1 pseudogene is annotated in these 332 nt (G+C 48.5%); it reads right to left on the reverse strand.

The features are described 5' to 3' along the window. Positions 1 to 332 (reverse strand): annotated as a pseudogene (locus CWC14_RS19275) (insulinase family protein); the annotation flags it as partial.

A 332-nucleotide genomic window follows, 5' to 3' on the forward strand; every position in this document is an offset into this window, starting at 1 on the left:
AAGGAGATAGCATCAAGGGTCGTTAATAAGTTACTTTGCAGGCTAAAATCGACGCCCGGGTTACTAATTGCTAACCAGAAGCGTTGTGAACGCAAGCGCAGGTTTTTGTCCTTTTCGGCAATTTGCCGGTAGAGGCTGTGCTTGGCTTGTTGCCAGTGCGGCTCATCAATTTCAGCAAAGTCCTGAACACACTGCTTAATAAAGGCGCGGTGATGAGAAAGTAACGTGTGCGCATCGACATTGGGTGATTGCACGTAAAATGCCAGTCCAGCGCGAGAATTAAACGGCGCATAGCCTGCACCGACCAAATAACCTAATTGCTGCTGTGTACG

The organism is Pseudoalteromonas sp. S3260 (assembly GCF_005886925.1).
Classification (GTDB): domain Bacteria; phylum Pseudomonadota; class Gammaproteobacteria; order Enterobacterales; family Alteromonadaceae; genus Pseudoalteromonas; species Pseudoalteromonas tetraodonis.